Origin of the sequence: Ruegeria sp. HKCCD6604 (assembly GCF_013110635.1) — a bacterium.
GTDB lineage: Bacteria > Pseudomonadota > Alphaproteobacteria > Rhodobacterales > Rhodobacteraceae > Ruegeria.
Genome location: NZ_WVQW01000002.1, coordinates 57,362 through 82,041, shown reverse-complemented (window position 1 = coordinate 82,041; position 24,680 = coordinate 57,362). Strand labels below are relative to the sequence as shown.

Below are 24,680 nucleotides of genomic sequence, written 5' to 3'. Positions count from 1 at the left end.
TACCCGCGAACGTTTGACGTACATCCCCTACTAATCCCCTACTAAATCACAAACAACGCCCTACTGGTGACCCCACCCCATCGACGGCACTCAAGTAAGTTCACCCGCTGGTCTTTCCCGCTCCGACGGAATTGGAGAGCGTTAGCCACAGTGCGGCTAACGTGTAAGTTGTGAGCCGTGCTTCTGGTGATCGGAGCTCTAAATTTTTCTCCATTTCACAGAGAGGCCTCGAATTGGTGCTCAGACCACCAATCCTGGACCACCGGAAGCGACCGACACAGCGGCCATTCGCCTGCAGTCGGCGTGGATCATCGAAGAGACACAAAAGAACCGCACGGCAACATTCGATACGCCAGCGCACTATCAATGCATGCGTTCGGGCTGCGCGTCATTATTCTGGTCAGTATCCCTTAGTCGATCTTCGAAACATTTCGCCACATCGACGTGCCCGAAGCGCACAAGGCGATCATAAGCGTTAGCCCCCTGGCTAGCATCGCATATGTTGGCATCTTCGTTCAGTAAGGTTTCGATCAACCAAGGGTCCCCGATTTCCGCTGCCCACAAGAATGGCGTCAGACCATCCTCTTCATTTGCCACGCGCGTATTAGGGTTGGCCCCTCCGTCGTGGAGCAATGTCATCACAATTCTCCTCGAGGCGTCCTTGGGAAACTTGGGCGCGAACTCTTCGTTAAGTACATTCAGCAATCGCGCAAATTCGGGACGGGACGACAGCAGTGCTTTGATCTCATCGCTCAAGAACGGCGATACGCTCGCTTGTGATCTTTTCGGCAACAGACCCACTGCGTTTTGAAGTTCCGTCTTTGGGCACCACGAACTTCCAGCCCAAATTTTTCGGAACAAAGAAACAGCGTCATAGAGCGGCGTTTGGCCAAACTTGCCTTGCACCTCAACGTCAGCACCAGCATCGATCAGTTTTTGCACCCAAACTGGCTTGCAAAGACAAACCGCTAGATGCAAGCACGTTCGACCGCTTTTGTCCTGTTGGTTTATTATTGTGCGTGCAGGGAGATCAGCATTTTCCCCTGTTGTTTCCATAATTGCGCGCATTACGTCTTGCACGGTCACGAGGCTCTCACTGGTTTCCAAAGTGGGTATTGTTTTGCGTTGTTTTGTCTCTACGAAAGGATAAGGAAAGTTTTCTCCGAGCTTTCCGGCTTGCTCAAATTCAACGGTGGCTAAACCATAGGCTTCAGCCCAACCTCGCCATTTTTTGAAAACGCTTTTTTGTTTTCTTTTGAGAGCAGGAGCAGTGATGAGGATGAGATATAGTGCTGTCCTAAACTGAAGTGGGCTGCGCCACTTGGACCATGTTGCGGATTGCTCAAACTCAAGCATCGCTTGTTCAAAGTTTCCACACTGAACTTCAAGTAATCCTTGGAAAATGTGTAACTCAGGCAGCCTTAGACGGTTTTCTGGCCTCGCTTCGATGGCATTAATACACTCTCTTGCCTTGGTTAGGTCACCCAATTCCTTGCGGCGGTTTGGATCTAGTAACATTACCAGCTCGAGCACGGAATTTTCTGTAACTGGATCGAATGTTTCTAAGTCCGCATATGGTCCGGCTAGCAGAGACTGTAGCGCTGGCTGAATTTGCTCAATCGTGATGATATAGGCGGGCATGTATGCGGAATTCGCAGCGAGGTTTTGTTGGCAGTAGCGCGCGTAAGCCCTCGCCAAAAGAAGCGCCACGGCTTGCTCACGCTCTACGGTAGCAATTTCCAAGATTGTAGAAACGCGCATTTCCGTTCCGTTTTCCCAGCCCTTTACTTGTGCTTCCCAAGTTTCTTGTCGTTTTGAACACCTGAGAGTGGAAATTTTAACCAGCGCTTCGCTCCAAGATTTTCCCTCTCGAAATGCACGCCAAGCAATAGGAACCGCGGAATTCGGGTCGTTCATCAACGTCCGCACTTGTTGGTCGTCCAGAAGCGGGCAATACAAGGAAAAAACCATGTACCAATAGCTTCTCGCGTATCGATCAAAGGTACGCCTCACTTCGTGTGATGGAAGCGGCCCGCAATCAATTTCCGACACGTGTTCGATATAGCCTTGCAAGGCAATCCGCAGGTCGTTGATCAGTTGCTTTGATGGATCCAAAAGACCCACTGTTTTGGAAGCGTACCTTCTCAGTATTTTCGCGGCATCTTCAACGCTCAAAGGAGTGTCATCGCGAAGTCTCTCGATGGCTTTATCCATTGCTTTTTTGGTTTTTACATCTGGCTGCGCAGTGAAATTCTGCAAAAAGAACGCGACAATCTCACTAATCTGAGGGATCGGGCTAAGTTCATTTTTCTCCATTGCCCTTAAACTCCCTGAGACTTCAAAAACTGTACTTGTGCTTTCAATATCGACAGCGTTTTTCGATCGCTCGGGCTTGAGGGCACGATAAGAACGCCACCATTGGGCAGAGTAAGCTTTCCATGCTTGCCCCCGCGGTAAAAAACCGACCCAAGCTTCACTTCTGTTTTAATCATTTTGTGGATGTCTTTGTCGTTGCAGTACTTCATATTTGTATCCTTGATAATGGCGGACACTCTTGGCGTCCGCCACAATGAGTTCTGGTTATTTGAGCCTTGAAACTTTGGAACTGGCCCGCTTGGCGGCTGCAGATTCCGCCCTTGCCGCGAAGGAACCTTTGGGCACTTTTCCGCCAGAAGATTTTGCCGTAGCACTATTGATCCGGCTAACTGCGGAGGAGGTCATTGAAGTTCGTTTTGGCATGTGATTGCTCCTTTGTTTTCACAACTGAGAAGATCCACGAGGCTTTCTTCCAAAACCAGGCGGTGAATTGGCGACATAAATTTTTAAATTTAAATCAGAGGCTTATGATTCTTGGATATCGCGCTCTGCGGCTGCATCTAAGCTTTGGTTTAGCATCGAGCTCAAGGAAATGACGACCCGACCACAAGAAGAACTTGAGTGATATGCCCTGGAGCCGCCGATACAGCGCCATTGATAGGTAGATTGGTCAATAGTCACCTACTTTTGAGACAAGGCGTCGGCAGCCACCTGGTCCACTGTTTTTCGCTCGTATTCGGCTGCTTTGATTCAAAATTCGTGACGATGGAGCGAAGCCGATGTTCTTTCTCTCTAGCTAAGTTCAAAATCGCGCGCCATAATCTTTGCAAAACAATGCGCTAGCATTTCAATTCAGTTATTTTGTTCGGCTTGTTGGCCTACTTGCGCCACCGGCTCGGCTCCCAATCAAACAACCGCGTAGTTCCGCGGCGAAAAAGCGAATTATGGACAAAGAAGCAGAGAAGATCCTCAAATATTGGCGTGTTTCGTTAGCGGACAGTGCCTTAGGTGACGGTAAGTTCACCCAACGGGATCGAAAACGGTTCATAGAGGTGTCCAGGGAGACGGTCCGTTCGGGGACACTGCCGGATGCGATCCTGGACAAGGTCTTTGGGGGCCAGAAATCGGCCAAGAACGTTGCCGTGAGGTTTTGGCCGCTCGTTATGGCTCGAAAGTCCTCGCACGGCGCAGCGCGTGTCGACGGCTTACCGGAGATCGTTGCACCAGTTGTGACGGAAGCAACAGTGGACCGTGATGGCCAGATCACCCCATTGCGCAACGCGCTGGCGCGAGACGTCCTTTCACCACTTCCATCCGGAGAATTTTCAATCGGTAGTGTTGACGACCTCGATGATTTTCTGACCGAGTCACCCTTGCCTGACATGATCGATGAAAACGCGTGGCAAGAATACCTCGGGCACTGTCGTCAAATGGTGGACGCTGTGGCAGAGGGCTGGCCGAATGGCGACGAAGACTACCAGTCTATGGGCTTCGGTTTTCTCGAGTTGGCAGAAGATGCCAGTGCCACAATCCGCAACATCGTAGATCTTTACGACAAGTTGCTTAGTGAGAAGCCAGATGCGCCTCTATTGAGGCAGGTCGCTGCACCGAGCAAATCGAAATCTCCTCCGGACCCTAAGGTTGAGAGTGAATTCAGTCGCCGCTTAGGCCACTCTAATCCACATTTTCCTCTTTCTGAGCATCAGCGTCAGGTATTGGCCTACGTTGACGCCATGTCTCCTGCGGAAGTTATCGCTGTGAATGGACCGCCAGGCACGGGCAAGACGACAATGCTGCTTTCGGCGGTGGCTAGTCTCTGGATCAAAGCTGCCCTCAAAGGTAAGGAACCACCGATCATCGTTGCTGCGTCCACCAACAATCAGGCGGTGACAAACATCATTGATGCCTTTGGAAAAGACTTCGCCAAGGGAGAAGGTCCATTTGCCGGACGATGGCTACCAGATATCTGGAGTTTCGGAGTATTCCTTCCATCGCACTCTCGTAAGTTGGAAGCAGCAAAGAAGTACCAAACAGAAGATTTTCAAACAGCCTGCGAAAGTGTCGAGTATTTCTCACGAGCCAAGGAAGAGTATCTTCAAAAAGCAAAGCTCGCATTTTCCGATCTGTCGGAAGTTAACGTAGAGCTCGTTGTCGGAACCATTCAGAATGAAATGGCAAGAGAGGCTCAAAAGCTTTCAGAACTGGACGAGGCTGCCAAGACCCTCAAAGAGGCAAAGCAAGCGGTAGAAGCGGTTCTCGGTGAGAACCCTGACGAAGCAGAAGAGAGGCTAACTGAGGCGGTAGCAGAAGCGCAGCACAACGAGGAACGGATCAAAGCCGCAAAAACTGCCTTGGAAAAGCATCTAACAGCTGAGTCTACCTTAACGGCGATCTTAGGTTTTCTGCCAACCATCAAAAGAAAACGGGTACTATCGGCCCAACAGGCGATCCACGAGTTCATGCCGGACGCTGATGGGTTCAATCGTGTTGCGGACGTTGAAGCTCATGTCACTGGAAACCTTAGTTCTGTCGAACAATTGGCAAAACAGGCCGAGCAGGACCTAGAAAATGCTCGTCGTCTTCGTTTCGCATTCGCGAATGCTCAGAACCGCTGGCATCGCGCAAAATGCTCTGTTTGCGGCGCCGAGGATAACGTGGACTTGGAACGCGCCGCCGATTTGAGCATTCGCTTTAGACTCTTTCAGCTCGCGACCCACTATTGGGAAGGGCGTTGGTTGCTGTCTATGGAGGAAGACCTCGCGGGCATCGCAGGCTCCTCAAACAAGAGAGGGAAGGCGACGCTCGTTCCTCGCTGGCATAGACGCATGATGCTAACACCTTGCGCTGTTGCCACATTCGCCAGTTTGCCGGGAAAACTAACTTACAGTCGCAAAACCGGAGGTAAATGGGCGAAAGACTATTTGTATAACTTTATTGATTTGTTGATTGTGGATGAGGCTGGGCAAGTCTTGCCGGAAGTCTCCGGGGCGAGCTTTTCCCTGGCTAGACGTGCTCTTGTGATTGGCGACACCCAGCAGATTGAACCCATCTCGTCCGTGCCGAAGCCGGTAGATGTCGGGAACCTACGAGAAGTTGGGTTGCTCCAAAACGATGAAGATTGGAGTGAGTTGTCGGCGAGAGGTTTATGCACCACGTCCGGCAGCGCCATGAGGATTGCGCAGGAAGCTTGTAAGGTTTCACCATATTCCGAACTTGAGAAAGGGCTGTACCTCTTTGAACATCGGCGCTGCTATGACGAGATCATAGGATACAGCAATGCACTTTGTTACAAAGGCAAACTGCGTCCTCTTCGAGGTCCAGTTCCCGCTGACGCCAAGTTGCCAGGTTTGGGATATTTGCACGTAGACGGACGAGCAATCCGGCTGGGAAATAGTCGCGCAAATTTGCTTGAGGCTCGGACGATTGCTGCGTGGCTGGACGCCAATAGAGCGGAACTGGAAAGCCGCTATCAGGCGCGCCTTGAGCAAATTGTTGGCGTCGTGACGCCATTTGGCCGACAAGTGCGTGAAATTAGGACAGCCTGTGCGAATAGAGGCATATCCGTCGATTTACGCGATGGCATGACAATAGGTACGGTTCACTCACTACAAGGTGCAGAGCGACCTGTGGTTATCTTCTCCCCTGTCTACTCGAAACATGCAGACGGCAATTTCATCGACGCCTCGGCCAGCATGCTCAACGTCACTGTGTCCCGCGCTAAAGACAGTTGTCTTGTCTTCGGAGACATGGACGTTCTGGCAACTGCTTCTCCGGGATCACCTCGTTCGATGCTTGGTGATTTCCTGTTCAGCTCAACGGAGAATGCACTTGAGTTTGAAACGGAGCCCAGGAGCGATCTGCAGGATAATAGTGGCGAGCTCCAGATGCTTCGCGATGCGGCTGAGCACGACGCTTTCTTGATTGATGCCCTCGCTGGGAATGGGCGCCAATACTCAATCGTCAGTCCGTGGATCATTGCACGTACCATGGAGAACGTTGGCTTACTAACTGCTTTCGCGAAGGCGATTAGTCGGGGTGCCAAGGTGGATGTATTCTCAGATCCCCTTTTAAACTCCAAAACTACAAATGAAGGTCAAACCCAGATGTCATTGGCCAAAGACAGCCTCGCCAATATCGGAGTTCAACTTCACGAAGTACCTCGGCTGCATAGCAAGATCGTAGCAGTCGACGACAACTTGTTGGCAATTGGATCGTACAACTGGCTTAGCGCCGATCGACACGGAAAGTACGCGCGACACGAAACCTCATTTGTCTACAGAGGCCAGCATTTGGAGTCGGAGATTAACACGATTTTTCAAAGCCTAGGTGTCCGAGAGAAATGACCAACATAGCCGATAGATCAAAATGTATTCAAAAATTTGGGACAGGAGAGAACGTGACTCAGTGAGTTTGCTCATACGCCCACAATCGGTGGGCTACGTCCAGAGTTACCAGGTCAAGGTGGTAAAAGAACAACATTGGGCAAATGCTAAAATGGACACAAAGACAAACCCATTTTCATAAGACCAGTAAGACAAGGTCCAATTTATCAATGAAGCAAAGAGTAGTTTATCCACCGTTGTCAGAGCATGCGCAACTTCGGCAACCACTAACTGTTGGAGAAGAAAGGGTATTACAGCTCTTTAACAAGAAACTCTCGGACGGTTGGGAAATTTACATTCAACCTCACCTGAATGGGTTGAGGCCAGATTTTGTCCTTCTACACCCTAATGGTGGTATCGGCGTGTTCGAAGTGAAGGACTGGAACCTTGCCTCAATGCAATACTTCACCGAGAAAGAAGTCGGGGGTCATTCGCTCTGGGCAAAGCGGGATGGAAAAACGTTTTGTGTTCAAAAAGACAACCCAGTCAGCAAGGTAAACCTTTATAAAAAAGAAATTTTTGATCTGTATTGCCCTCGCCTACAGAAGGGAAACGGTTGGGCTGCAATTACCGCTGGTGTCATCTTTCCATTTGCTCGTACCAACGAAGTTAAAAATCTTTTCGAGCCGTTTTTGAGATCAACATCCGGTGACACCTACGCCAAGTATCAACCTGTGAGCGGGATGGAAGAACTGTCATCTGGAGATATATCATCGGTCTTCCCAGAGTCTTTCCGAACCAGCTCCAAAGTAATGTCAGAAGACCATGCGAAAGACTTGCGTGGTTGGCTGGTTGAGCCAGATTTTTCAACGAGGCAAAGAACGCCATTGACCCTAGACCGGAACCAGAGGTCCCTTGCCGAAACTCGTACTGAAACAGGCTTTCGCCGCATAAAGGGGCCCGCAGGTTCGGGAAAGTCTTTAGTATTGGCGGCACGCGCAGCTAGGCTAGCTAACGAAGGAAAGTCAGTCCTGGTTGCGACGTTCAACATCACACTTTGGCATTACCTTCGGGACCTCATCGTCCGCGATCTGGAAACACCGTCAAACATCCAGAATATCCAATTCACGCACTTCCATCTTTGGTGCAAACATGCCTGTCATGACGCAGGCTGGGAACAGAAGTATAACGACCTCTGGAAAAGCGGTCATCAAGAAGACATATTGAACAACATTTTGCCGAAACTGGCTGAAGAAGCACTCAGCCAGCCGGGAGCGAAATCGTATGACGCCATACTAGTAGATGAAGGGCAAGACTATCACCCACTTTGGTGGAACGTGTTGCGCAAAGCGTGCAATCCGAACGGGGAAATGCTACTGGTCGCGGACGCAACTCAAGACGTTTACGGCACCGCTCAGTCGTGGACGGATGACGTCATGAAAGGGGCTGGCTTTCGTGGTGATTGGTCTCAGTTGAGCGTGAGCTACAGATTACCCTCTGACGCAATGGACCTCGCTAGGAACTTTGCTGAAGCATTTCTTCCCAAAGACACCATCGACCTTCCTGAGCCGGAACAGGGGGCATTTGACTTTGGTGGCAGCCATCTCCGTTGGGTGCAGTGCGATCCACATAATGCGGAAGAGGTGTGTTCCGATGAAATTCTCGCTCTTATGCGCCAAACTGGAAAAAACGACTTGGCCAACGCAGATATCACAGTGTTGGTAGGCGATATGAAATCTGGTTCCGGTGTTGTAGATCGTCTATCGGACTACCGCATTCACGCAGTGAGCACCTTTAGTAAGGATCCACAGGAAAGCCGCCGCCGCAAAATGGGATTCTACATGGGTGACGCCAGGATCAAAGCGACAACTCTACATAGCTTCAAAGGTTGGGAATCGCGTCTACTTGTTGTGTACGTCACTGAAGCGATACACGCGGAAAGCCTGGCATTGGTTTATGCAGGATTGACGCGTCTTAAACGAAGCAGAGAAGGAAGTTGGCTTACAGTGGTTTGCTCTGCTTCCACTTTGGAAAGATATGGCCAGACCTTTCCGGAGTTCATAAATCGTAAAGTGAACAGCAGTGTTCAACCAATGTAGCCGCTGGCGTCCGCTTCATATCAAAGGTCAGATAAGCGCCCTTATGTAAGATTAGCGTATAGTGCTGTTTGGTTGCCCCGTAGCACCGGCGCTAGGGGTGGCGCCAAACCCGCCAAACCATGTGACCTGCCCCCCGCGAAATCCCTCGCCATGATGTAGAGTCTGCCCAACCTTGAAGGAGCAGACGAATGCGAAAGAGCCGTTTCACCGAGGCGCAGATTATCGGGATGATCAAGGAACAGGATCACAGGATCATTGCCATGCAAGCATGAACTTCCGCGACCAAACTGTCGGCTTCTTGTGAAGAAGTCGGAAATTCTCCGGCGCGATGAGCATATCTATTCCGCTTATGTGCAATCGTTGATTTGAACGCTCTGGCAGTGTTGTGGTCTAGATAACCCCTGGCGTTGGGTGGAAGCGTCTTCAATTGGTTCAACATCGTTCCGATACCGGAACGCGGCGTCCTGTTATGACTCCGGAGAACGCTCGCCAAGCAAGTGTCCAGCGCTCGGCTTGCGTGAAAAACCTGTAGTAGCCTTTGACGCTTTACAGGCTGCATGCCTCTGCAACGCCCCAGTTCTTCTAGTTCCGCATCTACATGGTTTAGTTCCGGTGTTGTCCCATAGATGGTGGAACCGCGAACCAGGGCCTGCATGAGCTTGTTTCTCGAACGCATCGTACTCATAGAAGCCTCGTATGACGTGCAATAAGTTCTCCGACTTCATCCATCGCACGGCTAGAAGCCATAGGGGCAATAATCCAACCAGCAAACGCCGCAGCTCTTAGTACTTTGTTTGGATCACCCGGCCGGGCTGGGACCACGTCAGAAAAAAGTGCCCCTGCGGGTGCTGATTTAGGAGCAGGTTCGCCATCCAAGTCCTGGTACCAGCGCCTCGCACCTTCAAAGGTCAATTCGGCGATCGATTGAAGCGCTGGAATTCCGTCGAAAAACGCTCCCTCAATTTCATTCGCAATTAGGTCCCGTTTCACTTTCCGCACTGTTCCCGATTTTGAATTTTGGTCGAAGTTTTTCCGCCCCCTTTGAAGAGCACGTGCCAAACGGTACGCATCTGCGAATCTAGCTGCAGACAACTTTTGATATTTCTCAGCCCTTTCAACTTCCCGAGTAGTTTGAGACTGGCTTGAAACCAATTGCAAATCCCGCTTCCAACTACGTTCTTCTGGACTGATTTCGGCCGCAAACTTCAGCTTCCCGGAAAACTTCGGCATGTCGCTCCCCAGAAACACGAAGTTAGTATTTGGCGGGAGCGCCATCATGTTTAAGACAATTCGATCCGAAAACTCTTGAGGCCGCCTCAGTTCATTTTGGGTTGGCGTAACAATTGCCGTTAGCCCTCCTTGACCACCGATCACCACATCAGCAGGACGCAACAACAAGGGGTGATCCGGTGCGGCAACAACCACATATTCGTTGCTAAGCTCGCCGTTCAGGAGTTTTGCGACGTTTCTCCGCACATCGTAAACGCTTTTATTCAATATCTCCTCCAAGGATTGGCGCATCTATTCTGCCAGTTAGACCAATCGCGAGGACATCTAGCTTGCGGACAACTTATATTCGGAAACACAACCTATGCAAGATCAGTAAGTAGCCCGAGGACCAATAAGCGCCTTTATATTGAGCGCGACAGATGGCCAGGCGAAAAAGCAGGTAGATGTGCGGGGCAATGCGCCAGTGCAAACCCGGCAAACCATGCAAACCCCGGCAACCCCACCCCATCGACGGGTTTCGAGCAGGTCAGCCCGCCAGCCTTACCCCCTCCAACGGAATTGGAAAGCCTCGGTGACGGCTCAGGTTTATGCCATCGGTTATGCTGCTCTTGAATTGATCGATAGCGCTCTTCTGCGGCATCAGGCTTCCAACTTCATCGTAGGAGCGATGATACTACCTATTCGCCCCGAACCATTGCAATAAGTCGGCGGAACTCGATGTCTGCGGTGTCGCGTTTCCAGAAGTTGATAAAGCGTGCCACCACCTGTAAATTTCCCACTTCATAATGGCCACCGCTGTCAATTCGATCCAGAGACGGCCGCAACTGGTTATCTAAACCTTCAAATTGCAAAGTGAGACCCGTAACAGCACAACGATCACCGGTCTCATCGAGCAACTCATTCAGATGTGCAATCAGTGCCTCTTTCGCAAATCTGAGGTCTTTGTTTTTTACGTTGCGTTCAACAGTCTGCCCGTATGACTGCTTTGCCGTTTGTTCCGCTTGGTTCGCCATAGACCAAACTGCTTTAAACCTTGCATCTTTTATGTGGCCGGTGTTCTGACGTTCCAGCTTGCTCTGCCACCAGAGAGCGTCCAACGTCCACAGATCAATATTCATGTCTTCGGCTAGATCGAGCAGTACAGTGTTAACAATTTCGTACTTTTTGCCGTCGGTGGCACCGCGCGGAAATGCGGGCCAAACCCCACGTTCACGCATCTCCGGCTCACTGGTACCGTTCCAAACTCCGAAGCGATCAGGAAATGCTAAAAGCAAAATCGGGGTTAGAGTGCCTGCGCCTACACCGTGCACCATGGCCGATGCATTATCGAACCTCTCTGACAAGGGCGCAGTTTCGTCGACTGAACCACTACCGACAGGCGTCGGTAGGATCGGCGATGTGATTTTCGAGGTATTGCAGGACAATGTCCTCGGTGATGGCGCCGTTGGTGGTTGAGAAATACCCCCTGCCCCAGAACCGACGGCCCCAATAGCACCTGCGCAACGCGGGAAATTCCCTTTGCACCTTGTGGGACGAACGGCCCTTCATCCTGCGCACCAGATCGGAAATGGCGATCTTCGGCGGCACCGATACGAACAAGTGGACATGATCGGATGACAGCACCCCGCGCAGGATGTCGACCTCGTTCTCGCGGCAGACCTGCCGAATGATGTCGCGCACCCGCAGGCGCACCCGGCCGGTCAGCACCTTGTAGCGGTATTTCGTCGACCAGACGATGTGGTAGCGGTGGTAGAAGTGGTAGCGGTAGTAGAAAACGCAGTGCTTGCCAGTGTCATACTGCATGACCTTACCCTCTGGAAAATGAGCCTTCCGACCGGCTGCGGCTCATATTCCAGAGGGTAAGGTCATAGCACGATTCTTCGCGCTGAAGCAGTTCCGACTGGAAGTCGGAGGGTTTGCTCCAATGCGTGGATACTAAAATGGCTATGGCGTTCCGCAAATTATCCATATTGTCCGCCGCAGGGCGGCCCAAGCGCTCCAAGCCCGTCCAGTGGTGATTGTGTTGGAAGCTTAGGAAATCGAGGTAATCCTGCTGCGAAAGGCTAGAAGGATCTCGGAAAAGAGGTCCAAAACGGTGAACCACTTCGTCACGTTTGGAAACGATGTGATCAATGCCGGGCAGACTAAGTGCTTTTTGTACATCAAAATTCATAATCCCTGCGATACAAAAAACATTGTCCAAGACCAAGTGAGAAGTAACGCAACAGAATTGGTTAATTTCCTCGGACCAATCCAATAGACGAGGTCTGTGTTGTCATTAACCCAGGTTTGCCCCGTTAGTCGCCGACTCGCGTAAATAACCTAGGCCTTTTGCGTGTGCGTCTAAACAGCGCCACCCAACTTAGGTACTGAAGCAATGGAAAACCGGTCTGAAATGCAAATCAAGCCATCAGAGCAATTCTGATAGTCAATGAAACCCAGGCAACCCCACACTATCGACAGATCTCGGATCAATCAGGCGCAAATGTGCACCGGGTTCGGCTGGCTCAGCGAGTACTAATGCTCCGGTGCAAGATACTCACTTGAAGGCACCCAAGTCACAAAAAACACATTCATGTTCGCTTGCCACATCTGTTTATCGGGTGATCCTGTGCCTCTTTGCTCGTGCGTGCGCGTGCGCGAACACGCCACCTTAAACATGATAAGTATCTGATAATGATTGTAATTTCGAGATTTTACGCTTAAGTTGAGTTGAGGCCAAAGGAGGTCTCAATGCCAACACTTAGATTTACGAAACGCGCGATCGAAGCGCTTCCACATACCCACAAAGGTCAGGTTCTTTACCGCGATGAAATGTTACGCGGGTTCGGGTTGCGGGTTGGTTCCAACTCCAAAGTTTACTTTGCTGAAGGGCAAGTACAGAACCGTACCCGCCGTGTAACTATTGGACGGGCTGATGTGCTTGGCGTGGATTCAGCTCGCAAACGTGCATTGGGCATTCTTAGCGACATGGCTGCGGGTATCGATCCAAATGCCGAAAAACGGCGCATAGCACAAGAGAGCGTTACCCTAGGCCAAGCATTTGACAACTTCTTCGAAACCAGGCCCAACCTAGCGGAGAGTACACGTGACAGGTATCAACGTAGCATCAACCTTTATCTGAAAGACTGGAAATGTAAGCCCGTTACCGGGATCAGTCGCCAGATGGTTCTGAAGCGTCACCAGCGTATCGCCATGGTCCATGGTGAAGTCACAGCCAACAACGTTATGCGTCATTTCCGGTCTGTCTATAACGTCACAGCAGCTGCACACGATGAATTTCCTCCCAACCCGGTAAAAATACTAACGCAAGCGCGCGCCTGGTTCCCGGAGCAGCGACGGCGTACAGTGGTCTCAGCGTCAGATCTCCCGACATGGTGGCAGGGCGTCATGGCAGAGCCTGACTATTCACGCGACTTTCTTTTGATCGCTCTTTTCACTGGTATGCGCCGCACCGAAATTGCTTCGCTGCGGTGGGAGTACATCGATCTGGAAGAAAGGGCCCTGCATATCCCAAAGACCAAAAACGGAGACCCCCTGGACCTTCCGCTGTCAGACTATCTCGTGAATTTGTTGCGGGACCGGCGCATGCATACCAAAAAGTCGCTCTGGGTTTTTCCTAGCACGAGCCGCAAGGGCCACGTCGTTGAAACCAAGAAGTTCACTGCGCGCGTGAGTGAGCGTAGCGGCGTTAAGTTCACCCTGCACGACCTGCGTCGCACCTTCATCACCATCGCGGAAAGCCTCGACATCCCGCACTACGCTTTGAAGCGCCTTCTGAATCACCGGCTATCAGGAGATGTCACAGCTGGTTACATTGTCAGTGACGTGGAAAGGCTGAGGGGCCCTGTGAACGAGGTCTCAGCACGCGTATTGGAACTGATAAACACCGATGAACAGGGAAAGGAACAGATCGCGTGAATGACGAACCTGAGTATGACTATTCCGATTTTCCTAACACGTGGCTGTGGGACGGTCGGCCTCTGACAAGTGATCAGCGAAGTGCGTTGGCCGCAATCAATGAGGAAATGTGTAACAAGCACAATATTCAGGCTCGCGCTGAGCATGAGGAACTGCTCTACGATCTTGTTCGGCTAATCAACACACGATCTGTGGTGCGTGAAATAGATGGCAATATTTCACCGCCCAAAGACCAACCGACGATCAAAGACGCCCGTAAATCTATTAAGACAGCTGCTACTAAACTAGGGCAAGCTTACGAGGCTGTTTTCGCACTTGTTGGCAACGAAACAGTACGTGCAGCGCTGGAACGTATGGAGAGATTTGACGAAATCCCGGAGCTAAATTCCAAAGTTGGCGAACTACACGAGATATTAACAGAAGCTGCAGAGTTCGAGGGGAAAGGGGGATCGCGCGAAAATCCAGACTGGGTGAATGAATTCTGCGTAAAGTGCCAGGAATTTTGGTTTCGACACATGAGCGGTGGTACAACGCTGCCATATCGTACAGGAACAGATAACCTATTCTCAATTTGGGTAAATCACCTTTACGATAAATTGCCGGACTTAGTCGGCGCTAAAGCCCCCGAATCTATGTTGAAAACGGCCGCCAAGGTGCTGTTCGCTAAACGGTAGAAAAAATAAACCGTTTGGCGGCGATATTCTGGCGCCCAAACACCTGCGATTTGATGAACCGTTAGGAAAAAACGGAGGCATCAAAATGCACACCAAAGACACTTCTCTTTTGACAACCAAGCAGGCTGCGCGCCTGCTGAGACTTAGTCCCCAGACACTCGAAAAATGGCGCACTCAGGGTGTCGGTCCGAATTTTGTTAAGCTTGGTAACAAATCGGTTCGTTATTGCAGCCACGCCATCGAGGCGTTCATCGATGGAGGCCGCAATGAAGACTGAGACCCCCTGCGTCACTTGGGATTTTTTTGTCCTTTGCGTCGAAACATACCATTCTCGCGAAACGACGCTGCTGCACACCAGCGCACTCGCGAAACTGACCGCAACCAGCGCAACTTACTGGGAAACCAAGCGTGTCATGGGCATCGGTCCCAAGTACACCGAAAAACTCGGTGAATTTTGGTACACGCTCAAGGACGTCCAAGACTGGCTTGAAGACAATGTTTTCGCCAAGCGGGGGGTTGGTGATGACTGAGCAAAAAACGCAGAACCTTTCGGCAAACTTAAGCCCTGCTATTGCAGCAAAGGCATATGTAAAAATGGGATGGGAGCCTTTGCGGCTCCCTCCGAATTCCAAGAAACCCGCCGGCAACTGGGGTGAATCCCGCAAGTGGGAAGACGCGGATATTGACGCCGCTTTTTCGCCGGATAGCAATATCGGCGTCGCACTGGGTGCACGCTCGAATGGCCTGGCGGACATTGACCTAGACATTGCGGAGGCAATCCCGATTGCCGATCAAATCCTTGGCGATTTCGTCGCATTTGGGCGCATGAGTTCCCCGCGCAGTCACCGCGTGGCAATGACCACACCGATGAAAAGCACCCGGTTCCAGATTCCACCGAAGGCAGCAAAAAGCCTGAAATTTGGCCGCAGCGTCGTTCTCGAAATCCGCAGCGATGGTGCACAGACCATGTTCCCCCCTTCCATGCACCCCGAAGGAGAACAGGTGCAATGGATGGGCGATCCCACAAAGATCCCGACCGTACCGGCCGAGGAACTTAAAAAACGGTGCGGGATTTGCGCAGCGTTGGCCGTGGTGTTGCGGTTCTATCCGCGTCATCAAGGAGATCGGGACAACATCTGCTTGGCTCTTACTGGAACCCTGATCCGTACCGAACTGAGCGACGAAGAAGTTGATCGTCTCGTTGTCGCCGTTGCGTTTGCGGCTGGAGACGACGAGGCCGAAAATCGCGGCGGAAAGTCTTTGGCATCTCGGGAGAAGCTGCGGGCAGGTGATCCCATCTGGGGCTTGCCGGAGCTCTGTGACCGCTTGGATATTCAGGAGCTCGAAAACACGTTGCGTAAGTGGATCGGCCTCAAAAGTGAAGGATTTTCGCGTTCGAAAAACAACGCCAATCCAACCATTCTCGTGGAGGCTGGTAACTTGCCTGAAGAAGTCGATCACGCCGAGGGTGCGCTGATTGAGGCGAAGGCAGATGTCTATCAACGTGGGGAACAGCTCGTTCGGGTGAGCCGCATTCCGAAGCAAATCAGTGCCGAGGGTATCGAACGCCCAGGCGGTGCGTTGGTGCTGACTAGGGTCGTTTCGCCCTGGCTGCGTGAGAAGTTTGCACGCGTGGCAAACTGGGAAAAGGTAACTAAAGACGGTAGCGTTCCTGTGCATCCGCCCTATGAACACGCAGCCGCTTATCTGGCTCGCGTGGGTGAATGGCGCGTACCTGTTCTGACCGGGATGATTTCCACGCCCACGTTGCGTGCCGATGGCTCGATCCTGCAGCAACCTGGTTTCGATTATGAATCAGGGCTGCTCTACAATCCTCAAGGTTTTGAATTCGAACCGGTCCCTGACGCCCCGTCGCGTAACGATGCCCTGAACAGCCTGCCGACACTCTTGATGCCCTTTCGCGAATTCCCTTTCGCGGAATCTGTCGACAAAAGTGTTCTTCTGGCAGCCACCTTGACTGCCCTTATGCGCAGATCGCTTCGTACGGCACCGTTGTTTGCTATCGATGCGCCCACCGCCGGTAGCGGGAAAACCTATATAGCCCAGACAATCGGCATCATCGCTTCAGGTCACACACCCACTATCATTTCGCAGGGGAAAAGCGACGAAGAAGACGAGAAGCGTATTGCAACAGTGTTGATCGCTGGCGATTCGAACGTAGTAATCGACAACTGCGAACGCCCCATCGGAGGCGATACCCTCTGCGCTGTACTTACCACCGATATTTGGGCGGCTCGCATTCTGGGTAAATCGGAACTCGCGCGTACCCCTACGAATGCGCTTTTCATGGCAACCGGGAACAACCTCGTAATTGCAGGAGACATGGCTCGCCGTACTTTGGTTTGCCGCCTCGATCCTCGGACCGAGCACCCAGAATTGGCAGAGCACGACTTTGATCCCAGAGTTGAAGCAGAAGAGAAACGCGCGGCCTTGGTTTCCGCCGGGTTGACGGTTTTGCGCGCGTACATCGCGGCCGGCCAGCCGAAGCAGTCATCGCCCCTGGGTTCGTTTCGCGAATGGAATTTGATCCGGGATGCAATCATCTGGCTCGGTTTGCCTGACCCGGTGATTACTGTGGAACGCAATAAAATCGACGATCCCCAGAAATCGGAATTGGCAAACCTTCTTCACGTTTGGGAAGCCGCCCTCGGGCAGCAAGCAAAATGTTTGGCGGAAATCGGGGTGATGGCCGAAGAGAACAAATCCCATAAGATTGGCGACCTCTATCGGGCCCTGGCCTCCATGACCCGAGGCGGACAGTTCAACGCTAAGAGCATCGGCCGTTTGTTGATGAAACACAAAGACCGGATCGTGAACGGGCGCGTTCTTCGCGCGGAATCGGATTCAGCTGGATCCAAGCTCTACCGCGTCGAGGTGGTTGGGCGTTCTGAAACGGCATATGAACGCCAACCACCAGATGATTTTCCGTTCTGAACTGCAGAGAGCATCAGATACCAGGTAACGGCGCGGGAAGCGGCACCCGCGCCGGCTTTGTATGGTTTGCCGGGTTTGTTTAAGCACCGCCACCGGTTGCAAATGCCCGGTCATTTGGTCCGTATTAAATTCAAAATCAGAAAAACCGTTCGCAGCCGCTTTTTACGCGTGGCAGGAGGGCACACAAGGGCTCTACTTCCGAAACATTTGCCTTCGAACCTGCACGTTTTTTGGTTGTGTTCATTCGCCGATAGGCAAACATTACAAACCATGAAAGATTCTTACTTTTTTTCTTCTGTAGCTGATTTCCTGTATGCCTCTGATGACGCAATCCTTGGTGAACTTACCCGCGCCCATCACCACGCGTTGGAACACCAGCAACGCGACGCGTGGATCAAGCAAATCACGATACTTAAGGATCAACTGAAGGCTGATCGAACCGGTTACATATTCTTGGAATTTTCCATTCCTCGCATGGGTAAGCGAGCTGATGTCGTTCTGGTCCGAAACGGCATGGTCTTCGTGATCGAGTTCAAAGTAGGCTCAGCAACCTTTGATCGCTACGCGACTGACCAAGTTCACGACTACGCGCTGGACTTAAAGAATTTCCACCTCGGCAGTCACACTCTGGCGATCGTACCCATTCTTGTGGCGACACGGGCCCAAGCGACGCCAACAGAGACGCGCTGGGCAGACGACCTGGTGGCCGCCCCAGTTTTGGTAGGGGGTATGGGGTTGGGTGCCGCACTGACCCTGGAGGGACCGCAGGGCGCCCCCGCGGACGAAGTAGATGTTTCATCCTGGCGTGCATCGGGGTACCGCCCGACGCCCACTATCATAGAAGCAGCTGAGGCCCTGTACCGGGATCATTCCGTCGATGAGATTTCGCGTTCTGACGCCGGCGCGATAAACCTTAAGGCCACGTCTGACCGCATTGCTGAAATCATCGAGTCCTCCAAACGAGCCAATCGAAAATCCATTTGCTTCGTTACCGGAGTACCGGGAGCCGGGAAAACCTTAGCTGGTCTGAACATCGCCTCCAAACGCGCCCAGCGTCACGAAGATGAACACGCCGTGTTTTTGTCGGGCAATGGCCCGCTGGTTGACGTACTGAGAGAAGCGCTCGCTCGGGACCAGGTCACCCGTGATGGCATCAAGAAAAGCGATGCGTTGCGCTCGGTTCGACAGTTCATCCAAAATATCCATCATTTCCGAGACCACTACGTCGGTTCAGATGAAGTACCATTTGAAAAGGTGGTCGTCTTCGATGAGGCCCAACGCGCTTGGACAAGTGACCAAGCCTCAAAATTCATGCAAACCAAACGAGGGCAAACCGACTTTGACATGTCTGAGCCCGAATTTCTGATTAGTGTGATGGATCGCCGTCAGGATTGGTGCACGATCGTTTGCTTGATTGGCGGCGGGCAAGAAATCAACACCGGCGAGGCAGGGCTTTCAGAATGGCTAACTGCGCTAAAAACGCGTTTTTCCAATTGGGACGTTCATGCTTCCGATTTGCTCAGTGATCGCCACTACACGGCTGATCGAACGGCCATAGAAATGTTGTCGGCACCGCATATTCAGAAACACCATGACCTTCATCTATCAGTTTCGATGCGCTCGTTTCGGGCTGAGCAGCTCTCGGCGTTTGTCAGCTATATCTTAGATGGCAATGCCGATGGAGCGCGTGCTACGCTAGACCAACTCCGAGACCGCTACCCAGTTGCGATCACACGTGATCTAAATTTGGCGCGCAATTGGCTACGAAATCATGCTCGAGGCACGGAACGCTATGGCCTTGTCGCCTCGTCAGGGGCCCTAAGACTTCGCCCTGAAGGGATTCACGTCAAATCAAGCATCGACCCAGCAAGCTGGTTTCTAAACGAAAAGACTGACGTGCGATCCTCGTACTATCTGGAAGAAGTTGCCACACAATTTGACGTTCAAGGGCTCGAGCTCGATTGGGCAGGCGTCTGTTGGGATGCAGACCTACGCAGGGTTGAAGATGAATGGCAGTTCCATGCCTTTAAAGGAACAAAATGGCAAAACGTGCGAGATCAAACAAAGCGCAGCTATCTATTGAATGCATATCGCGTCTTATTAACAAGGGCGCGGCAGGGGTTTGTGATCTTTGTTCCCTATGGCGAACTTACAGACCTTACTCGTCCACCAGCATTTTACGACGAAACCTACGCGTATCTGCTGCAGTGTGGGATCCCCGAAATCAGTAATGAAACTGAGGTTCTTATCGGTAGCGACAGAGGTATCGTTTCGCCTGAAAAGCACCACTCTGGTCTGGCGCGACAGACGGCGGCAATTTGATATGAACATGCAATGTGATGCATTTCATATCAGAGCTCGAGCGTCCCATTTAGATAGAAGTTGATAGCATGGCTGAGATTTCGAGCGATGTGATTGCATTGGGGTTTTTGGTCGGCGTCTGTTTTGTTGTTGTTTTCGTATTGCGCCATGTCATGGCCCGTTTTCGCCGCCGTAGACATCATAGCTCGCCGGCATCGGGATCGGGCAATGTCGTAAAATTTCAGAAGCCTAGGCAAAAACGCCGACGACGACCGGCTCTGAAACAGGTGCGAATTAGTCCTCTGTGGCTTGTTGCTTTGGCCATAGGTCTGGCTGTCTACTGGTCAAACCCAGAGCTACAAGTTTTCAGCACCTCAGAAACATTCGTGGGCTCGGTCACACATGTTCGCGACGGAGATACCATTGAGGTCGCAGATCGGCCCATTCGATTGAATGGTCTAACTTGTGATGAAAGAGGTTCCCCTCTTGGAAACCAGGCAACAGCGGCAATGCGAACGCTCGTTTCAGGTCAAACTCTTAAATGCACCTTAAACGGCGATAGGACCTATGATCGGGAAGTAGGGCGCTGCGAACTTCCCAACGGCCAAGACATCGGCGCGGTTATGATTTCAAAAGGGTTGTGTGGCAGATGCGCAAGGTATGATCCATTTCGAACGTACGCCACGGTTCAAGCGGCAGCAGGTCCGTTCAAGGGTACTTATCCAGGATACTGTTCTTGGGCATGGTAAATACGGGCGGGAATTGGACATTCTCCGCGGCTAAAAAGCGCGATCTCAAAAATGGGAAAGCAGACATACTAAAGCTTGAATGCCTCGACACCTTTTCCGCGTTCGGGATCAATCTCACTGTACATCAAGCCGTGTTTTGAGTTCCGTCACGAATGGCGAAGGGCGTGTCGCCGAATGCATGACATGTACCTCTGACTTGGCTCGCGTGAAGCCGACGTAGAACAACCGTCGCGCTTCGAGTTTCTGGGATTCATTGCTACCCTTTCTTGGAATGTTCCCTTGGTCCATGCCAAACATGATTACGATTGGGAACTCTCGACCTTTTGCGCTGTGAAGCGTCGATAAGTGAAGGCTTTCGTTTCCTTCGCCTTGGCCGGCAAACTGAGCGACAGTCATATCTGAACAGTCCTTGCCCGCTTGGGTGCGTCCTATGAAATTGTCCAACGTTTCGCCCTCGTCTTTCATCGTGCGGCACTTGGCAATCAGATCAGTGATGAAGGCGGCGCGAATATCCGTAAGCCATTGTCTCAGCGACAATGCGCTTTCGCGCCGCGACCATAGGCTGTCCATGAGCGCACGTTGGAAAGCCAGGCGCGCCCCTGGTGTGTTGATCTCCTCGGCGAACAGGCGCGCTCCCTCGTTGACTAGATGGCTGAAGCGAGGTGTTCCAGTCTGCCATCCACCGCAACACCACTCAGCGCATCGTTCAAGCCACCGCATCAGGCGGCTGGTACGAGAATAAATCGCGTTAGTGTCTGTTCTAATAACTGACAGGCCGACCTGCTGCGCTACTTCGGCAACCTTGTCGCCCAGCCAGGCGGCGGGGTAGAGGATAGCGATGTCCCCGGGTTTCAAATCTGGATGTCGTTTGGCGATGTCAGCAATGACTACACTGAAGGCCTCAGCGGCCTGGTTTTCGTAGCTGCCTTGCTGAGGGTGAAAGTAGACCGTACCTTCCTCTGCACCTTCAGCGGCCTCATAATCCCGCGCTTCGCCAAGCGCAAAACTTGATGCCTCGACAATCTTGGACCCAGATCGATAATTCAGCCGCAATCGCACGCACTCGACATCTTTTCGGGCCGCCAATTCACGGAGAAGCTGAGGGTTTGCGCCATTGAATTCATAGATGGACTGGTCAGCATCTCCCACCGCGAACAGCCGCATCCCGGTACTAAAGCAGAGGCCCATGACCATACGATGGAGCGCCCTTCCGAGGTCTTGGTATTCATCGACGACGAGGACGGGGTACTTAGCGAGAATAGCGCGTTGCAGCCATTCATGCTCGCGTAGCGCCCTTACGGCGAGAAGCGGCATATCGTCAAAGTCAATTCGGCCCATCGCTCGGAGCTCGGCTTCGAAGGCCTCCACCAATGAAGCCATCTCAGGATCGGTCTCACGCCATTCTGCGCTGTTTCTGTTGAGAATGGACCGCCGGTATGTGCCCATTTTGAAATCAAGCTGTTGCGGGTTTTCGCGCCCGCCGATCACCTGGTTGTACGCTGTCTCAAGTGCCCGGCGCCGTTCGGCTCGGGTTGCTACGCAGAACTCATCGGGCAACCCCATATCCGCGGCTTTGGCATAGGGAAGGACGATCTGCGTCAGTGAAAAGGAATGGACCGTACCGATAAAAGCTCTTCGTCCGGGCTCTATACCGAGAGCGGCGAGCCTTGTTTCCAGTTCCCGTGCGCATTCATTGTTGTATGTGATGCAGGCGAGGCCACGTGGTTCCTGAATATCTTCGGACAGAAGACGCGCCAGCTTAACGGTCAAAGTTTTTGTCTTCCCGCTGCCGGGTCCGGCAAGGACAACACAGTTTCCCTTGGACTCGTAGGCTGCCGATTGCGCTGGGTTGTTACGTAGGTCTTCGGCAGCCTTCAGGTAGATGGACGTATCAGACACGTTTCACCACATAATGGATAGCGTCTTCGATATAGCGCGGTGGCTTTCGCCCTTCGATCTTCGAGGCAAGCCGTTGGGCAAAACGCCCTTTGCCGACTGCATCGATCAGCTTGAGCAACTCGTCGTGGTCAATGCCGTCGTGATCGGCAAGCCAGCCATCAATCAGCGCCTGCCGTGCTTTGCTCCACTCTCCCTCGTTGAGGGTTGCAAGAATGTCGGCTGAAAATCCACCTTCGTACAGATCGATTTCAAGGGTGCGGATATTGGTATAGATGCCGAAATCCTCGAAGCGATCAGCAAGATCGTCTTCATCCTTGTTTTCGGCAATATCTTTGAGTTCCTTGGCGAGTGCCTTTTGGATCTTCTTCGTTCTGGCTCGCTCGATCGCGATAGCAAGTTTGATGCCCCGGTTTACGGCTAAGGGCTTGCTCTTCGGCATAGGGTCCCAATCCGTGACAATCGAGAAGGGAATGCCCAGTGAAGTTAAGAACTTTGCATATGGCGCGAAATTTGTCCCCGCCACCGAGCAAACGGTTATTCCGAGCATATCGAGAGAATGGCCGAGAGCCTCGGCAAAAACAGGCACAAGAAACTTTTCGGCATCGCCTTCTACCAAGATGATGCCGCGGGCGAAGAGCATCTCGGCGCGCGTTACATCCAGATATCGCGCCAGATCATCAGCCTCGTCGTCTGTCAATTTTATCGATGCAGTAGAGCGACCGATCGTGCCCTCGTCAGCCTTTTCTTTAAGCAGGAGAATTGAACGTAGCGGGGCTACGCTGGCGATATGCGGCGAGTGAGAAGTTAGTAGCACTGACATCTGTTTGTGCTGGTCAGGGTTGTCGACCGACTGGAAAAGGTGGCGGTAAACTGATCGCTGTAGATGTGGGTGAAGGTGTGCCTCAGGTTCTTCGATGGCCAAAAGCGTGTGATCACGACGGTTTTCGGCAATCAGCCTGCTCAATTCCAGCGCCTTGAGGCTTAGAAACATGATGTTGGCGGAGCCGAGGCTTGCGTCGTTGATTGTCCGTCGGCCGTTATCGATCAACAGCCTTATGTTGCGATACAGTCGCGTGACATCGGTTGCGCCAAAACCCAGACGTGGTTTGACATCCTGCTTTGGGCCGCTCATGGCGGCAAAGAGATGACCAAGGTCTTTCTCAAGATCACCGACACTCTTGAAAGCTGTCAGTTTTTCAGTTGCCTCTTCGATCGCTTCACCTATCTCGTCAAGGTCTGCCTGGTCGATTTCGGAGAAGGCTTCTTCAATAAGCGGGCGCAGCGGCGATCGACGCCAGGCTGCCAGATCACCCTCTGCATCGCGAAGTGCTGGCAACAAGTCCATTGTCAGACGGCGGCGTAGGTCGTGCCCGAAGCGCTTGGTTTCGCTCTCTCCTCCAAAGCAAATGAATTCCAGATCGTCGTCCGAAGCCGGCGCGTGGCCCAGGCCTGGTAGTGCGCGACACTCGTAGGTCAGGCGGACAGTGTCTGGGTCATCATCGAGGCGAAAGTCGGTGAGAAGGGCAAGGATATCGAGGTCGGTGTCGAATTCTTCGATCTCGACACTGATGGCTATTTTGTCATCCTCGTCAGGGCCATCAAGGCCGTCCCAGAAATCCGCGAGGCCCAGTTCCCGAGCGCTGTCGGGTAGAGAAGGATCGAATAGCAATCTGAGAGCGTGCATCAGATTGCTCTTGCCGACCTTGTTCTCACCCACCACAACGACATTCCCGTCGAGGGTCACGTCCAGTTTCGAAAAGTTACGAAAATTCTCAATCGTTATCCGCGACAGATGCATCTATCTCTACCCCGTCAGAATGAACCGCGTCTGCGTTCGTGCTTGTTGTTCGCTTTGCGTGCATGCCGCTTAAAGCACTCAACCTAAGAGCATTCAACTAACATCGTTTAACGCGCAAAAAATATCCTTCCATCTCACTACAGGAAGCGGCCAGGATCGTTGTGTGAATCGATCACCGCGTGTAGCGCGGCCTATATCGACCTACTACGCCACTAAACCTCGGGACCAACCCTTTGCATCAGAGGTGGCCTCGTCACCTTCATGAGGCCCCGCTTTTAGGAACGAGGCTAAATCTCGTTGAAGTCGGAAAAACCGCTGCGAAATGGCACTTTCGCCCGACTTTGAGTGAATTCGAACCACCATCGATTTCGGGTGCGTAGCGAAAATCAACTTTGACGCGCTGCGACGCAGCATTC

17 protein-coding genes are annotated in these 24,680 nt (G+C 52.1%); 9 read left to right on the top strand and 8 right to left on the bottom strand.

Annotated elements, in window-relative coordinates; genetic code table 11:
• Positions 1 to 363: 363 nt before the first annotated feature.
• Entirely contained in the window at positions 364 to 2,316 is a 1,953-nt protein-coding gene (locus GS614_RS08450) for an ankyrin repeat domain-containing protein (protein ID WP_171726014.1), read from the bottom strand.
• A 5-nt stretch (positions 2,317 to 2,321) separates the two neighbouring features.
• Positions 2,322 to 2,552, bottom strand: a complete 231-nt coding sequence (locus GS614_RS08445) for a hypothetical protein (RefSeq protein ID WP_170817197.1) — start codon at positions 2,550 to 2,552, stop codon at positions 2,322 to 2,324.
• 17 nt (positions 2,553 to 2,569) lie between these two features.
• On the opposite strand from GS614_RS08445, the gene GS614_RS08440 reads away from it, so the two are divergent.
• From GS614_RS08440 to GS614_RS08430, 3 genes are all read left to right on the top strand, one after another.
• Entirely contained in the window at positions 2,570 to 2,743 is a 174-nt protein-coding gene (locus GS614_RS08440) for a hypothetical protein (RefSeq protein WP_171726013.1), read from the top strand.
• A gap of 517 nt (positions 2,744 to 3,260) precedes the next feature.
• On the top strand, positions 3,261 to 6,659 hold the full coding sequence (locus tag GS614_RS08435; RefSeq protein WP_171726012.1) for an AAA domain-containing protein: 3,399 nt from the start codon (positions 3,261 to 3,263) through the stop codon (positions 6,657 to 6,659).
• Between the two features lie 209 nt (positions 6,660 to 6,868).
• Complete coding sequence (locus GS614_RS08430) at positions 6,869 to 8,737, top strand: nuclease-related domain-containing DEAD/DEAH box helicase (protein ID WP_171726011.1); 1,869 nt, start codon at positions 6,869 to 6,871, stop codon at positions 8,735 to 8,737.
• 681 nt (positions 8,738 to 9,418) lie between these two features.
• On the opposite strand, the gene GS614_RS08425 is transcribed toward GS614_RS08430, so the two are convergent.
• The 4 genes from GS614_RS08425 to GS614_RS08410 form a co-directional block, all read right to left on the bottom strand.
• Complete coding sequence (locus GS614_RS08425; RefSeq protein ID WP_171726010.1) at positions 9,419 to 10,234, bottom strand: hypothetical protein; 816 nt, start codon at positions 10,232 to 10,234, stop codon at positions 9,419 to 9,421.
• A gap of 410 nt (positions 10,235 to 10,644) precedes the next feature.
• The gene (locus tag GS614_RS08420; RefSeq protein ID WP_216601137.1) at positions 10,645 to 11,310 is read right to left on the bottom strand and encodes a hypothetical protein; all 666 of its coding nucleotides are present in this window, start codon (positions 11,308 to 11,310) and stop codon (positions 10,645 to 10,647) included.
• Between the two features lie 25 nt (positions 11,311 to 11,335).
• A complete protein-coding gene (gene tnpA, locus GS614_RS08415) occupies positions 11,336 to 11,770 on the bottom strand; it encodes an IS200/IS605 family transposase (protein WP_171726009.1) in 435 nt (144 codons plus the stop codon).
• A gap of 4 nt (positions 11,771 to 11,774) precedes the next feature.
• Complete coding sequence (locus GS614_RS08410) at positions 11,775 to 12,140, bottom strand: hypothetical protein (protein WP_216601136.1); 366 nt, start codon at positions 12,138 to 12,140, stop codon at positions 11,775 to 11,777.
• 560 nt (positions 12,141 to 12,700) lie between these two features.
• Between GS614_RS08410 and GS614_RS08405 the strand changes: the two genes are divergently transcribed.
• From GS614_RS08405 to GS614_RS08380, 6 genes are all read left to right on the top strand, one after another.
• The gene (locus GS614_RS08405; protein ID WP_171726008.1) at positions 12,701 to 13,888 is read left to right on the top strand and encodes an integrase family protein; all 1,188 of its coding nucleotides are present in this window, start codon (positions 12,701 to 12,703) and stop codon (positions 13,886 to 13,888) included.
• Positions 13,885 to 14,562 carry a hypothetical protein gene (locus GS614_RS08400; protein WP_171726007.1) on the top strand — a complete coding sequence of 226 codons (678 nt, stop codon included), beginning with the start codon at positions 13,885 to 13,887 and terminating at the stop codon, positions 14,560 to 14,562. The genes GS614_RS08405 and GS614_RS08400 overlap by 4 nt, the downstream gene beginning before the upstream one ends.
• Positions 14,563 to 14,647: 85 nt before the next feature.
• Positions 14,648 to 14,839, top strand: a complete 192-nt coding sequence (locus GS614_RS08395) for an AlpA family transcriptional regulator (protein WP_171726006.1) — start codon at positions 14,648 to 14,650, stop codon at positions 14,837 to 14,839.
• Entirely contained in the window at positions 14,829 to 15,092 is a 264-nt protein-coding gene (locus tag GS614_RS08390) for a hypothetical protein (RefSeq protein ID WP_171726005.1), read from the top strand. The genes GS614_RS08395 and GS614_RS08390 overlap by 11 nt, the downstream gene beginning before the upstream one ends.
• Positions 15,085 to 17,517 (top strand): bifunctional DNA primase/polymerase, encoded by a 2,433-nt coding sequence (locus GS614_RS08385; protein ID WP_171726004.1) that lies wholly within the window; start codon positions 15,085 to 15,087, stop codon positions 17,515 to 17,517. The genes GS614_RS08390 and GS614_RS08385 overlap by 8 nt, the downstream gene beginning before the upstream one ends.
• A gap of 102 nt (positions 17,518 to 17,619) precedes the next feature.
• Positions 17,620 to 19,839, top strand: coding sequence for a DUF2075 domain-containing protein (locus GS614_RS08380; protein WP_216601135.1), 2,220 nt, complete (start codon positions 17,620 to 17,622; stop codon positions 19,837 to 19,839).
• Positions 19,840 to 20,681: 842 nt separating this feature from the next.
• Here GS614_RS08380 and GS614_RS08375 read toward each other — a convergent pair.
• Entirely contained in the window at positions 20,682 to 22,466 is a 1,785-nt protein-coding gene (locus tag GS614_RS08375; RefSeq protein ID WP_171726003.1) for an ATP-dependent helicase, read from the bottom strand.
• On the bottom strand, positions 22,459 to 24,264 hold the full coding sequence (locus GS614_RS08370; protein ID WP_171726002.1) for an ATP-dependent endonuclease: 1,806 nt from the start codon (positions 24,262 to 24,264) through the stop codon (positions 22,459 to 22,461). The genes GS614_RS08375 and GS614_RS08370 overlap by 8 nt, the downstream gene beginning before the upstream one ends.
• Between the last annotated feature and the right edge of the window lie 416 nt (positions 24,265 to 24,680).

Coding starts and splice junctions, on each gene's coding strand:
- GS614_RS08450 (WP_171726014.1), bottom strand. CDS start 2,316: ATGGAGAAAAATGAACTTAGCCCGATCCCTCAGATTAGTGAGATTGTC.
- GS614_RS08440 (WP_171726013.1), top strand. CDS start 2,570: ATGAGTTCTGGTTATTTGAGCCTTGAAACTTTGGAACTGGCCCGCTTG.
- GS614_RS08435 (WP_171726012.1), top strand. CDS start 3,261: ATGGACAAAGAAGCAGAGAAGATCCTCAAATATTGGCGTGTTTCGTTA.
- GS614_RS08430 (WP_171726011.1), top strand. CDS start 6,869: ATGAAGCAAAGAGTAGTTTATCCACCGTTGTCAGAGCATGCGCAACTT.
- tnpA (WP_171726009.1), bottom strand. CDS start 11,770: ATGCAGTATGACACTGGCAAGCACTGCGTTTTCTACTACCGCTACCAC.
- GS614_RS08410 (WP_216601136.1), bottom strand. CDS start 12,140: ATGAATTTTGATGTACAAAAAGCACTTAGTCTGCCCGGCATTGATCAC.
- GS614_RS08405 (WP_171726008.1), top strand. CDS start 12,701: ATGCCAACACTTAGATTTACGAAACGCGCGATCGAAGCGCTTCCACAT.
- GS614_RS08395 (WP_171726006.1), top strand. CDS start 14,648: ATGCACACCAAAGACACTTCTCTTTTGACAACCAAGCAGGCTGCGCGC.
- GS614_RS08390 (WP_171726005.1), top strand. CDS start 14,829: ATGAAGACTGAGACCCCCTGCGTCACTTGGGATTTTTTTGTCCTTTGC.
- GS614_RS08385 (WP_171726004.1), top strand. CDS start 15,085: ATGACTGAGCAAAAAACGCAGAACCTTTCGGCAAACTTAAGCCCTGCT.
- GS614_RS08380 (WP_216601135.1), top strand. CDS start 17,620: ATGCCCGGTCATTTGGTCCGTATTAAATTCAAAATCAGAAAAACCGTT.
- GS614_RS08370 (WP_171726002.1), bottom strand. CDS start 24,264: ATGCATCTGTCGCGGATAACGATTGAGAATTTTCGTAACTTTTCGAAA.